At 55.1% G+C, this 12,524-nt stretch carries 9 protein-coding genes, 1 tRNA gene and 3 pseudogenes; 7 read left to right on the plus strand and 6 right to left on the minus strand.

Features of this window, described 5'->3' with window-relative positions:
* The first annotated feature begins 142 nt into the window (after positions 1 to 142).
* The 3 genes from ettA to ET810_RS00705 all read left to right on the plus strand — a co-directional run bounded on the left by ettA (position 143) and on the right by ET810_RS00705 (position 3,055).
* Positions 143 to 1,813: an energy-dependent translational throttle protein EttA gene (ettA, locus tag ET810_RS00695; protein ID WP_014526132.1), complete on the plus strand. Its 1,671-nt coding sequence runs from the start codon at positions 143 to 145 to the stop codon at positions 1,811 to 1,813.
* A gap of 199 nt (positions 1,814 to 2,012) precedes the next feature.
* The gene (locus ET810_RS00700) at positions 2,013 to 2,441 is read left to right on the plus strand and encodes an acyl-CoA thioesterase (protein WP_087454406.1); all 429 of its coding nucleotides are present in this window, start codon (positions 2,013 to 2,015) and stop codon (positions 2,439 to 2,441) included.
* A 5-nt stretch (positions 2,442 to 2,446) separates the two neighbouring features.
* Positions 2,447 to 3,055 carry a DUF8185 domain-containing protein gene (locus ET810_RS00705; protein ID WP_134316303.1) on the plus strand — a complete coding sequence of 203 codons (609 nt, stop codon included), beginning with the start codon at positions 2,447 to 2,449 and terminating at the stop codon, positions 3,053 to 3,055.
* 1 nt (position 3,056) lies between these two features.
* Here the strand turns inward: ET810_RS00705 and ET810_RS13070 are convergent.
* The 4 genes and pseudogenes from ET810_RS13070 to pepN form a co-directional block, all read right to left on the minus strand.
* Positions 3,057 to 3,953 (minus strand): annotated as a pseudogene (locus tag ET810_RS13070) (DMT family transporter).
* Positions 3,954 to 3,958: 5 nt separating this feature from the next.
* Positions 3,959 to 4,351, minus strand: coding sequence for a globin (locus ET810_RS00715; RefSeq protein ID WP_087454404.1), 393 nt, complete (start codon positions 4,349 to 4,351; stop codon positions 3,959 to 3,961).
* Positions 4,352 to 4,375: 24 nt separating this feature from the next.
* Positions 4,376 to 5,340, minus strand: a pseudogene (locus ET810_RS00720) (mechanosensitive ion channel family protein).
* A gap of 128 nt (positions 5,341 to 5,468) precedes the next feature.
* Positions 5,469 to 8,084: an aminopeptidase N gene (gene pepN / locus ET810_RS00725; protein WP_134316302.1), complete on the minus strand. Its 2,616-nt coding sequence runs from the start codon at positions 8,082 to 8,084 to the stop codon at positions 5,469 to 5,471.
* A 288-nt stretch (positions 8,085 to 8,372) separates the two neighbouring features.
* Between pepN and ET810_RS00730 the strand changes: the two are divergent.
* The 3 genes and pseudogenes from ET810_RS00730 to ET810_RS00740 form a co-directional block, all read left to right on the plus strand.
* A pseudogene (locus tag ET810_RS00730) lies at positions 8,373 to 8,990 on the plus strand (mycothiol-dependent nitroreductase Rv2466c family protein); the annotation flags it as partial.
* Positions 8,991 to 9,171: 181 nt separating this feature from the next.
* Positions 9,172 to 9,645: a ribose-5-phosphate isomerase gene (locus ET810_RS00735; protein WP_087454402.1), complete on the plus strand. Its 474-nt coding sequence runs from the start codon at positions 9,172 to 9,174 to the stop codon at positions 9,643 to 9,645.
* 115 nt (positions 9,646 to 9,760) lie between these two features.
* Entirely contained in the window at positions 9,761 to 10,768 is a 1,008-nt protein-coding gene (locus ET810_RS00740; protein ID WP_134316301.1) for a pirin family protein, read from the plus strand.
* A gap of 87 nt (positions 10,769 to 10,855) precedes the next feature.
* Here ET810_RS00740 and ET810_RS00745 read toward each other — a convergent pair whose 3' ends face one another.
* A complete protein-coding gene (locus ET810_RS00745; RefSeq protein WP_087454400.1) occupies positions 10,856 to 11,638 on the minus strand; it encodes a hypothetical protein in 783 nt (260 codons plus the stop codon).
* Positions 11,639 to 11,773: 135 nt separating this feature from the next.
* A complete protein-coding gene (locus ET810_RS00750; protein WP_087454399.1) occupies positions 11,774 to 12,016 on the minus strand; it encodes a helix-turn-helix transcriptional regulator in 243 nt (80 codons plus the stop codon).
* 270 nt (positions 12,017 to 12,286) lie between these two features.
* Between ET810_RS00750 and ET810_RS00755 the strand changes: the two genes are divergently transcribed.
* A tRNA-Gly gene (locus ET810_RS00755) sits at positions 12,287 to 12,361 on the plus strand.
* Positions 12,362 to 12,524 lie beyond the last annotated feature (163 nt).

The following is a 12,524-nucleotide window of genomic DNA, read 5'->3' on the forward strand; positions in this document are numbered from 1 at the left end:
ACAGAGGCGGCGGGTTCACGCAGTGAGGAAATAAAACCTCTTTTAGGTTAGGAGAGCACAGCGCGGGGCGAATTTATAGGAAGAGTGATGTACCCTTTGACGTGACTGAAACCTATTTCAACATTTAAAGGGGAATATCACTGTGGGCGAATTCATCTACACGATGAAAAACGTGCGCAAGGCTATCGGTGACAAGCTCATTTTGGACAATGTCACCATGGCCTTTTACCCAGGCGCCAAGATCGGCGTTGTGGGCCCGAACGGCGCTGGTAAGTCTTCGATCCTCAAGATCATGGCTGGACTTGACCAGCCGTCCAACGGCGAAGCATTCCTTGACCCCGGCGCTACCGTGGGCATTCTTCTTCAGGAACCACCACTGAACGAGGAGAAGACCGTTCGTGGAAACGTTGAGGAAGGCCTCGGCGAGATTTTTGAGAAGAAGCAGCGCTTCGAGCAGATCGCCGAGGAAATGGCGACCAATTACACCGATGAGCTGATGGATGAGATGGGCAAGCTCCAGGAAGAACTGGATGCCGCCGACGCCTGGGAGATCGACTCTAAGATCGACCAAGCGCTTGAGGCACTGCGCTGCCCGCCGTCCGACGACCCGGTTACGCATCTCTCGGGAGGCGAGCGTCGTCGAGTAGCACTGGCTAAGCTGCTGCTTTCTGAGCCCGACCTTTTGCTTCTCGACGAGCCCACCAACCACCTAGACGCAGAATCCGTGCTGTGGCTGGAAAAGCACCTTGCAGACTACAAGGGCGCTGTCTTGGCGGTCACTCACGATCGTTATTTCCTGGACCATGTTGCAGGCTGGATTTGCGAGGTTGACCGCGGAAAGCTTTACCCTTATGAGGGCAACTACTCTACCTACCTGGAGACCAAGGCTCAGCGACTAGAGGTCGCGGGCAAGAAGGACCAGAAGCTGCAGAAGCGGTTGAAGGAAGAGCTCGCATGGGTGCGCTCGGGAGCTAAGGCTCGTCAGGCTAAGAACAAGGCACGTCTGCAGCGTTACGAGGAAATGGCTGCAGAGGCTGAGCAGTACAAGAAGCTCGATTTTGAAGAAATCCAGATTCCTACTCCGCCGCGTCTGGGCAACCAGGTTGTGGAAGTAGATCACCTGGATAAAGGTTTTGACGGTCGCGTCCTGATTAAAGACCTCTCTTTCACCCTGCCGCGCAACGGCATTGTGGGCGTGATTGGTCCTAACGGTGTGGGTAAGTCGACGCTGTTCAAGACCATCGTGGGCCTAGAGAATCCGGATTCCGGTGACGTCAAGGTCGGTCAAACCGTCAAGCTCAGCTATGTCGACCAGAACCGTGAGAACATCGACCCAGAAAAGACCGTGTGGGAAGTTGTCTCCGACGGACTCGATTACATCCACGTTGGCCAAAACGAGATGCCTTCGCGCGCGTATCTGTCTGCCTTCGGCTTTAAAGGCCCTGACCAGCAGAAGCCATCCAAGGTCTTGTCTGGCGGTGAGCGCAACCGACTGAACCTCGCGTTGACGTTGAAGCAGGGCGGCAACCTGATTCTTCTCGACGAGCCAACCAACGACCTCGACGTGGAGACATTGGGTTCCCTGGAGAATGCTCTTCAGAAGTTCCCGGGCTGTGCCGTGGTGATTTCTCACGACCGTTGGTTCCTGGACCGTACGTGTACGCACATCCTTGCATGGGAAGGCAACGTGGAAGAGGGCCAGTGGTTCTGGTTCGAGGGCAACTTTGAGGATTATGAAAAGAACAAAGTTGAGCGCCTCGGCGCTGACGCAGCGCGTCCTTCCCGCGTCACACACCGTAAGTTGACTCGCTAGTCATAGTGATCATGGCCGGTAGCGCACTGCGCTAGTTGATGCCCCTCGGTACCTGATGAGTGATTGGACAATCGTTCACTAGGGCTGAGGGGCATCGCTGCGCATAATATGTGCGACGAGGCTAACATTGTGGAATATCACACACCGATGCACGGTAGTGTGTGCTTTAACCTGATAGAAAACTTTGAGAAAGTAGAGCATGTCGGCAGAATCCACCCATCAAGTCCACACAACTACAGTTCCCGTTCGGTGGACCGACTTTGATCGTTTTGGTCATGTCACAAACTCAGCGTATGTTGACCTAGCTCAAGAGGCTCGCACCAAGTGGGCAAACGATGAATTTATGGCGCAGGGGCATGACAATCCTGCGGTATTTGTTCGCCGAATTGAGGTGGACTACTTGCGGCCCATCATGCCCAGTACCACTGAGGTTGAGGTTGAAACATCCATCGTCCAGATCGGAACCACGTCGTTTACCACTCGCCAAAGCTTGAAAGACTGCGAGGGACACGTATGCGCAGTGGTGCTCGCCGTACAGGTGGCAGTAGACCTTAAGACTGCGCGCCCTCGCGAGATCGAGGCCCATGAGCTGCAGGTTCTCACCAAGATTGCAGAATCGGCGCGTTAATCAAGATGAACGAGAGTCTAATTATTCCCGAAGGCCCAGCAGCGGGGATAACGAGCCTGTTGCAGCGCGCTGTTGGCTTAGACCGACACGCTTATGCGCGGTTGCAGCAGGTAGGAGACTACGTGAACGTGTATGTGACTACTCCTTTTGGTGTTGTCGCATCGCGGAGAGTCAGGGGAGAAGCGTCGAGAGACGGCGCGGTTTTGCTGGCTACTGACTTGCTGGCGCGGGGGGAAGGGAAGCCACACGATGCCTCCTGGGCAGGCGCGCTTCCCCCAGTGACGGGCTTTAAGCTTATCGACGAAATCCCCGTCGGCGTTGCCAGCGACCTTGCAGAAAAAGGTCGCTCTTTGGCTCGACAATTTTCCGGCCCGATGGGGCCTCCCGCAAGCTTGTTGGATCAAAAGGTTATGGCGGTATCGAGCGCGGATAGTTCCGTAGATATTTCGATGCGGATGATTTTTGCCTGCACTTCCCTGGGATTTATTCCTCCGGCTACTGCACCAGCGCATATACCGAGGCATCTCCGGGTATCCAGCACCGGACGGTGGGCACGCATTGATGCCCCCTACGGAACGGTCTATGAGTCCAAGGGGCTTTCTTTGCTGCTGTAGGCTACAGCAGCCGGATCATTATGATCCCCGTAAGCATGGCACTAACTCCGAGAATCTGCCGGACTCCTGTGCGCCCACCGCGGATGCGCTCAACGGCAATACTTGAGATCATCATCCCGAGTAATGCTGCAATCACGGTAAGACTGGTTCCGATCTTTGGCACTAATGCCGCGTTAGTGAAAACAAACAATGCCCCAAGGCTTCCTCCAAACCACATCCACCATGGGTGAGAAGACCCGAGACGCTGTATCCGTGGGCGCCAGCGTAAAACGATGTTGAGCACGATGAGAACCGCCGCTCCGACGGCGAACGACACGAGCGCCGCCGTTGCCGCTGAGTGAAGCACAGAACCAAGCCTGCAGTTGATAGCCGATTGCATGGCGGTAAGCATGCCAAATGAGATTCCGGCGAGCCGCCAGAGCCAGTGAATAAGGCTCACCGATTGGGTCTCGGAACTTTTCGGTTTCCCCACGGTGGCGATCACACCGACAAACACCAGAAACGCGCCGAGTACTCGGAGCAGAGTCATCGAGTTCTGCGGAGCATCGAATAAGCCCCAGTGGTCGATGGCTAGTCCCATGAAGATTTGCCCTGAGATCGGCAAGACAACAATCTGCACTGCGCCGAGCCGGGGGAACATGAAAATATTCGCGGTAAGGGCGATGACCCCCAAAAGTCCGCCAAGCCAAATCTATGCGGGGGCGTCGTAAGCAGCTGAGACGTTGGGCAGCTGTCCGGTGACAGCTATAAGCGCTACCGCGAGGGTCAGCGTCTCCACGCAAAAGGAGATCATCGAGGAAGAAAACGGCGTTCCGGTGGATGCACTGAGTCGGGTGTTAACAACCGTTTGGATGGGGATAACCGCACCGGCGGCGACACCAAGGAGAATCCACAGCATGGGAATTAAGAAGTGCGGTTGATGAGCATATCGGCTACGCGCTGCATATGGTCCCACAGCGCGGCGCGATAGGCGTCGGGCAACGTCTCTGCATCGAGGCTATCCAGCGCGGATTCCATGAGCAGCAGCCAACGGTCTGCGGCGGCTTGGTCGATGGGGAAGTGCGCATGCCGCATACGAAGGCGGGGATGTCCGCGATTCTCTGAGAACGTTTGTGGTCCTCCCCAGTATTGGACGAGGAACCAGCGGAGGCGGTCTTCTGCGCCTTCCCAATCGTCGTGTGGATACATGGGCCCCAGGATGTCGTCGGTGCGAACGAGCTCGTAGAAGCGGTGGACGAATGCGCGGAATGTGGACTCGCCGCCCACAGCGTCATAAAAGGATTGGGGAGTAGACATGGGACTTTCGTTTTCTGAGAAGTGTTAGTCGGAGATGCGTCGCGAAGCCGCAATGCCTTCAGGATAAGGCGTATCAATGTTGTTGTGCTGGAGAGCAGTGAGTACGCGCGCTGTTAATTCTCGGGTGACATACCATTGCTGATCCGGGAGGGTTGTTACGCGGGCGCGGATCAACATGTGATCGAGCCCAATGGAATTAACGCCATCGACGGTAGGAGAGTCGAGGAGTACGTCGCTAATAGCCGGCTCTTGTGCCGCGGCATTTACTGCATCAGTCACAGCCTCGATGGCGGCGCTAGCGTTTTCATCCAATGCAATAGGAATATTGATGAGGGCGACAGCATATTCTTGACTGAAAATTACCGATCCTAAGAATCTCACCGTTGCGGACAAACCACTGGGTGCCGTGAATATCGCGCAAGGTTGTGAGCCGGAGACTGACGTCCTCAACGGTTCCCACGATGTCTCCCACATCGATGGTGTTGCCGACACCGTATTGGTCTTCAATGAGCATAAAGACACCAGATAAAAAGTTTTTGACCAGAGACTGGGCGCCAAAACCAAGAGCCACGCCGACGACGCCTGCCGACGCCACGATCGGGGTGACATTGATCCCCAAGTACGTAAGAACCGCCAGGCCTACCCACACCCAAATCACAACTGAGACAGCAGATAGACAGACCTACCGCCGCGAGTGTGAGCATGCGGGATTGCCTGCGCTGTTCCTGCGTTGCGCTGAGCGCCTCGGACGTTTTGTTATTGGCCTTTCCGCGCAGTGGCAGCACGGAAGAAATTTTCGAGGGCTTTTTATTGATATTGATTTGAGCTGCTTTGGTAATGGATTTCCGTAGAAGCCAGTTTGCCACCAGCCCGATAAGGATAGTGATTCCGATTTTGATAGGCCTGTCTACCAGCCATTCTTGGGTGTTTACGGATCCTAACCAGGATGAGACTGCCTCGGTCTGTTCTGTAGCACTAAAGATTGTCATCGCTGCCCACCGTAGCAGCGCGCTGTGTAGTAGGGCTGTGAAAGGGGGCGGTTTTTGTATGGCATTCAAGAAAGACGCGAACGCTGCCGCAGGACACATCGGTTCCTGCGGCAGCGTTGACATAAAAACTAGCGTGCGTCTATCTCGCGTAGGCGCAAGGCACGCTCCTGCTCAGACATTCCTTCAGACACCACCCGGCGAACACCAGCCGGCAAGGAATCCTTGTTAAGGAACTCGTGGGCGTTTTCTACCCCTTGTGCGGAAATATCCCAATGAGGATAGATTCCGGAAAGCGTCACCAGCGCGACCTCAGAAGACATCTCAGCCCAGATCTTTTCCGCCAACGCAAAAATCGCGGAGCTATAGCGGGTGAGATAAGGGGCGGAGCCTGTGAACGTAAGGCCTTCGAGCTTATGTCGCAAGAAAAGATTAGACAGGGTGTTGTGTGTGTCGGTGACTTCAGCAAAAATCTCTGCCTTAACCTCAGCATCCGGTTGCGCGGCATATGCGCGCAACGCCGCCAGTTCACCGGCAGAAGAATGATCCATACCGCGCAACTTCTCCACGTTCTCGCGGACCGCTATTCCAGTGATCTCACCGTGGGCGATAAGCGCTGTGAGCGCCCACCAGCGCAGATCAGAATCTACGGTAAGGCCTGGAAGTGACGTAGAACCTTGCACAATCGCAGCAAACTCGGTGGCTGCCTCTTTGGTAATGCGTATCTTTGCCAGAGCTTGGACAAACGCCAGCTGTGCATCAGAACCAGGCTGTGCGTTGCGAGCACCCACCAAGAGAGCGTCGGCAAGCATGTCGCGTCCGGTGCTATCTGCCCATGCAGGGGCCACGTAGGACCGTACGGCCTTTGCCGCCTGGCTCAGAATTCGTTCAAGCACCGCAATTTCAGTCTCAAACTGGGCGCCACGTGCAACGAGCGTGACAAAGTCACGAGCGCGCATACTCCCGTCCCTTGTCATTTCCCATGCGGCAGACCAACACAGCGTACGCGCCATGGGATCAGAGATTTTGTCGATGTTGTTCACGATGAAATCCAATGAAGCTGGGTCCAGCTGCATCAGGCAGTACGTGAGGTCGTCATCGTTGACCAGAATCAGGTCGGCTTGCGCCCGACCGAGTATTTCCGGAACCGGCGTGGATGCGCCCTCAACGTCAATCTCGCATCGGTGAGTTCTCTTCACCTGACCGTCGATAAGCGAATAAAGCCCCACGGCGATCCTGTGCGTCCGAAGCTCGCCCGCGCCGGGTGCTGCTCCACTTTGTTGGATGGCGAACTCGGAATAAACGCCATCCTTAACGGTAAAGGTGGGGGAAAGCTTGTTAATTCCAGTGGTCTTGAGCCATTGGTCGGCCCACTGGGAGAGATCGCGGCCGGAGGCCTCTTCAAAGGCTCCAAGCAGATCATCAAAGGTTGCGTTAGCAAATGCGTGATTGGTAAAGTGCTTACGGACACCCGCCAGGAAGGCCTCCCGTCCCACAAAAGCCTGCAACTGTTTGAGCACCGAAGAACCCTTGGCATATGTAATGCCGTCGAAGTTTTGTTCAACGGTCTCAATATCGGAGGCGTCGGCTGTGATCGGATGCGTGGAGGGGAGTTGGTCTTGGTGATAGGCCCATGACTTTTCCACATTGGCAAAGGTGACCCATGCCGTGGAGTATTCCGTTGCCTCGGCTTGAGAGATCGCCGCGGCCCAGGTAGCAAAGGACTCGTTGAGCCAGAGGTCGCCCCACCACTTCATGGTGACAAGGTCGCCAAACCACATGTGGGCCATCTCGTGCAGGATTGTGTCGCAGCGACGCTCGTAGCGGTACTTGGTGACTTTAGAGGAAAAGACGTATTCATCGCGGAAGGTCACCGCACCAGCGTTTTCCATGGCGCCCATGTTGAACTCCGGAACAAAGATCTGGTCATACTTGTAAAACGGGTACGCCATGCCAAAGTTCTCGTGATAAAACGTGAACCCTTGTCTGGTCTCCCTCATCAAGGTGTCCGCGTCTAAATATCGTGCCAATGATTTCCGACAGTAGATGGACATCGGAATCTCTAGCGCTGTGGGCTGGTCTTCGGGAGTCTCCGGATGGTGCGTCAGCGCGCCAGACCAGGTGTCTGAGACCTCGTGATAATCGCCGGCGCACAACGCGACGAGATACGTGGAAAGCTTGTAATCCACGTGCGAGGTATGGATAGCCTTATCCTCAGTGGTCGTGACCTGGGAATAAGCATTGGTGATTACTTTCCAGGCTTTGGGAGCCGTGATGGTAAAACTATAGGTCGCTTTGAGATCTGGCTGGTCAAAGCACGCAAACATGCGTTTGGCATCAGCTGTTTCAAACTGCGTGTACAAGTAGACGCGCTGATCTTCCGGATCGATAAAGCGGTGAAGCCCCTGGCCTGTATGTGAATAGACGCATGAGGCGGTCACGGAAAGGGAATGCAGTCCCGGGGTCAGCCCTCGTAAAGAGAGTCCCTGGGTCTCATCGTAGCCGTCGGAGGTCAGCGAGACCGCTGCTGCGGTGATGTCTGTGCCGTCGAGAAGCACTTCCGCTACGGACGCTGCTCGAAGATCAATAAAGGTATCTCCGGCTTCCTTTACGGTGAAAGACACCGTGGTGGTGGAAGGGAATTCTTTGTCCCCTTCGGTTAAATCAAGAGAGATACCATAATGATGTACGTCAAGAAGGCGGAAACGCTGCTCGGCTTCTGTTTGCGTGAGATTAATGGAAGACATGTGGTGAAGGATCTCCTTTAGCTTGGGGAGCGAGGCTAGCTAGAGGCTAGGCACGAAAAGCTACGTGGGGGTACTGCATGTGATCTGTGGATTTACTTTACAACTGCCTGCCCCAGCGCAACTGGCTATTGGGAAAGTCTTTTTGGCATAGGACGGACGCAGGGCGGACATCGATTGGACTCAGGCCAGGTGTGGCGCGGAATGATTGCGTGGAGGAATGCGTTGAAAAAGGCAACGGCGGAAGCACGTTGGGTAAGCAACGAGCACGATGAAGTGAAGGAGAATCCTATGACCGAACACGTGACATTCTGGTTCGACGTGAGCTGCCCTTTTTGCTGGGTAACCTCTCGATGGATCAAAGAGGTAGAGCAGGTGCGCGGCGTCCAGGTCTCATGGGTGCCGATGAGCCTTTCTGTTCTCAACGAAGGTCGGGACGAGCTGCCAGAAGACTACAAAGAGAAGATGAAGGCGAACTGGGGACCAGCGCGAGTGTTCGCGGCAGTCGCTTCGCAGCACCCCGATAAGCTCGATGAACTCTACACAGTCATGGGAACCGAGATCCATAACAACGGACACGGTGGCAAGAAGGGTTTTGGCGCCTATGACGAGATCATCAAGACTGCGGTGTCCGCGGTCGGCTTAGATCCCGAATTGGCTGAGGTTGCGAACACCGAGGCCTGGGATAAAGAACTGCGTGAATACCACCACAGCGCTATGGACTTAGTGGGTAACGACGTGGGAACACCAGTGATCAAACTGGGAGACTCCGCGTTCTTTGGCCCAGTTATCACCAGGATCCCGCGTGGGGAAGAAGCCGGGAAGCTTTTCGACGCCTCCATCGCACTAGGTTACTACCCCTATTTCTTTGAACTAAAGCGGTCGAGGACTGAGAATCCTCGCTTTGACCAGACCAATAAAAGGTGCAGTGCGCCACAGGGTTTCCTGATGCCACACTCGTGTGCCGCCTTGCATAACAAGATATTTCCTTGTTAAGGCCTTAGGAGAAGTAGCGCGGATGAGGTGGGAAGCCCTGAGGTGATTTGTCCCCTTCTTGATGGGGTGCGGTGATGCGATACACTTTGGAACTATGCGCGTTTACCTCGGAGCGGACCATGCAGGGTTCGACATGAAGAATATCATCGCGGAACACCTCAAGATCAAGGGACATGAGGTTATCGACTGCGGTGCACACACCTATGACGCCCAGGATGACTACCCGGCGTATTGCATTGAGGCTGCTAGCCGCGTGGTCAATGACCCCGGTTCACTCGGCATCGTTTTGGGTGGTTCGGGCAACGGCGAGCAAATCGCCGCGAACAAAGTGAAAGGTGCTCGCTGTGCGTTGGCATGGTCGGTAGAAACCGCTCGCTTGGCTCGTGAGCACAACAACGCTCAGCTGATCGGTTTGGGCGGTCGTATGCATTCTGAAGAAGAAGCACTGCAGATCGTCGATGCCTTTATCGAGCAGGAGTGGAGCAAAGAGGAGCGCCACCAGCGGCGTATCGACATCCTCTCCGAATACGAGCGCACAGGAATTGCCCCGGCACTTCCAGAAGCCTAATACTTAACAAGCGTTACGGCTCCTACTAAAACTAACGATCCCTGATATCCGAGGCCTCTCTGAGGACGTGATATCGGGGATTTCTTACTACGCGCAATCGATGAGGAGGAAAACGATGAAGGATATGCATAGCAACCAGGCCATGCGAGCCCCAGTGGAAATCATCACTGCGCGGGAGGTTCCACTCGGAGGACTGCGCGCGATGAGCGTGCGTCGGACGCTACCTCAGAAGAAACGGACAATGATCGGGGCATGGTGCTTTGTGGATCATTATGGTCCCGATGATGTTTCTCAGACCGGCGGCATGGACGTGGCGCCGCACCCGCATAGCGGTTTGCAGACCGTCAGTTGGTTGTTCCGTGGGGAAATAGAGCACCTTGACTCAGGCGGAAACGTCGGCACGGTGCGCCCTGGAGAGGTTAATTTAATGACCTCCGGGGCCGGAATCTGCCATTCGGAGGTGTCTACGGCAACCACGGAGACTCTCCACGGCGTTCAGCTCTGGGTTGCGTTGCCGGATTCGGCCCGGAACACAGCGCCGCGCTCTTTTGAGCATTACTCTCCTGAACCCATAGATTTAGGGGAGGGGCAGGCAATTGTTTTCCTTGGCGAGCTCTGCGGCGTGAAAAGCCCGGTACAAACTTTTACCCCGCTGGTAGGAGCGGAAATACGCATCGAAAAGAAATCATCCCTCACCGTATCCCTCGATCCGGCTTTTGAGCATGGGATGCTTATCGACGCCGGCACCATCGCAGTAGAAGACGTTTCCATTCCTCACGCGGCGCTTGCTTACGTGGGAGTGGGCACAGATCGCATTGAGATCACCAACCATGGTGACAGCGAAGGCAGGGTACTGCTCATCGGTGGGCAGCCGTTTGAGGAAGACATCGTTATGTGGTGGAACTTTGTCGGGCGATCGACTGAGGATATTCGCCACAGTAGGCAAGAGTGGGAAGCCCGTACAGATCGTTTTGGCAAGGTCGCTGGCTATCGAGGTCATGGCGGGGTGAATGACGCGGGTGAGGGAATCAACGCGCAGGGTTTGGCCCGGATTGAGGCCCCCGCGTTGCCCAATGTGACGCTGCGTCCGCGTCGTAATCCGGCGCCGTATGCACGACCGTAGGAAGCCAAAGGACACCTAGCAAACAATAAAGTGCCCGTGCATGGAAGCACGGGCACTTGTGTCACAGACTTTGGTGATTTTTAGCGCTTAGAAATCAAAGTCGAATCCGCCGCCATCGCCACTGTCGCCGCCGAAGAAGCCGTCAAAGAATCCGCCGTCATCTCCTCCTCCTATGTCGCCGCCGGCATCGCCGCCGTTGGCTGCAAGGCCTTCTGCATAGCCCTTGTCAAAGCCGGACTCAAAGGCATTAGCGCTGTATCCGACGCCAGACATGCCGTTGAACAGCGAGCTAAAGAGAAACACGGATCCGGCAGTCCAGAGGCCACTGCGCAACGCACCAGCCCACCATGGCTCGGAATACCAGCCGGCAGGAACCGGACGGCCAGCGACCATTCCGCCGGGGTAGTAGTTCGGGGTCTCGGGTGTCGCGTTAGGCGAAGCCGTAATCTGTTGTCCCTCGAACTCGATGGTTCGGTTCTCGGTGACTTTACCTGCTTGACGTTGGCCTTCTAGCGGTGGCAGTTCAGGTCCAGCGGGCAGTCCCATGATCTCACGAGCGGCATTCACATAGTGTAGGCCCTCCAACGCGGACTCGCGCGCTAGCTCGGCTTGGCGCACCGTTGCAGCCGTGCTGATCTGGGATGATGCTGCGTTGTAGCGCTCGGAAGCGTCGGCAATGGCTTGCGTGGACGCCGCATCGGTGCCTGAGATGGTGAGCACCTGCGACCCCAACCTTTCGATCCAACGGCGGGCTTCTGCGATTGAGTCTTGGAGATTGTCTGACTCAATTTGCTGGTTACTTTTATTGCCTCGGCTAAGGAAGAAGATGGCACCGCCGACGACGAGGACGACAAGTAATAACGCAATCATTGTGAATGCCTCCGTGGGAAATTGGGTACGTTAGTTACAGTGAACAACGTTCCAAGGAAACAAAAAGTTCCTCAGCCTAACCTTTTGGGGTGGTCTGCTGAGGAATGAGTTGGGACAAGATTACGTGAGGTGAATTTACTTGTCCGCGACGGGGTCTTCAGGCTCTGGGTCTTTTACCGCATTACGGGCATTAACCCATTCTTTGACTGCTTCAGAATCCCACAGAGTTAGGCCATGGTGTTTAGCTACGGGAGAAGGGGCACGTCCTCGACCTGCATAACTCGTAAATGTGCCTCGAGCTGTGCCCGAGAACTCTGCGCAGTCATTTGCGGTCCACAATTCGCGGCCGGTATCTGCGTCGATGATCTTCGGTTGCATGAAAACATAATAACTCACTAATCAATAATGTGTCTTTTTGTGCAGGTTATCGGGGCTTGGCCCTGGGCGAATGGGGGTTATGAAGCTTCTTTGGCGGTGAAAAACTTTAGAGAAATTATGTAGAAAAACTTGGTTCTGTCAGAGGTGTGGTGGGGTAGGGGACTGTTAGGTGCTGGGGTATAAGGATGTGCGGACATACTGGGGTTTTGTCCTTATCGTGAAAGTCCGCTACTGTTATGCGCACAGCGTTCGACGCACTCAAACGCTAGTGGGAATGTCGTATAGTGGCTAATACCTCAGCCTTCCAAGCTGAAGACGCGGGTTCGATTCCCGTCATTCCCTCCACTTTCTTAAAGCCGGTGGCCTTGATTCAAGGTCACCGGCTTTTTGCGATCTTGTTGGTTTGGAGGAATGTCGTTTTTGAGAACGCTGAAAAATTCGACCGGCGGTTTTGTGAGTTGCATGGCCGCTAGCGTTCTCAAAAACGACAATTTTCGGCTTTGACGGG

This window comes from Corynebacterium silvaticum (assembly GCF_004382825.2).
Classification (GTDB): domain Bacteria; phylum Actinomycetota; class Actinomycetes; order Mycobacteriales; family Mycobacteriaceae; genus Corynebacterium; species Corynebacterium silvaticum.

Excerpts from the sequence above, each read along its gene's own strand:
- ET810_RS00705 (WP_134316303.1), top strand. The coding sequence starts at position 2,447 with ATGAACGAGAGTCTAATTATTCCCGAAGGCCCAGCAGCGGGGATAACG.
- ET810_RS00735 (WP_087454402.1), top strand. The coding sequence starts at position 9,172 with ATGCGCGTTTACCTCGGAGCGGACCATGCAGGGTTCGACATGAAGAAT.
- ET810_RS00715 (WP_087454404.1), bottom strand. The coding sequence starts at position 4,351 with ATGTCTACTCCCCAATCCTTTTATGACGCTGTGGGCGGCGAGTCCACA.
- ET810_RS00700 (WP_087454406.1), top strand. The coding sequence starts at position 2,013 with ATGTCGGCAGAATCCACCCATCAAGTCCACACAACTACAGTTCCCGTT.
- ET810_RS00740 (WP_134316301.1), top strand. The coding sequence starts at position 9,761 with ATGAAGGATATGCATAGCAACCAGGCCATGCGAGCCCCAGTGGAAATC.
- ET810_RS00750 (WP_087454399.1), bottom strand. The coding sequence starts at position 12,016 with ATGCAACCGAAGATCATCGACGCAGATACCGGCCGCGAATTGTGGACC.
- pepN (WP_134316302.1), bottom strand. The coding sequence starts at position 8,084 with ATGTCTTCCATTAATCTCACGCAAACAGAAGCCGAGCAGCGTTTCCGC.
- ET810_RS00745 (WP_087454400.1), bottom strand. The coding sequence starts at position 11,638 with ATGATTGCGTTATTACTTGTCGTCCTCGTCGTCGGCGGTGCCATCTTC.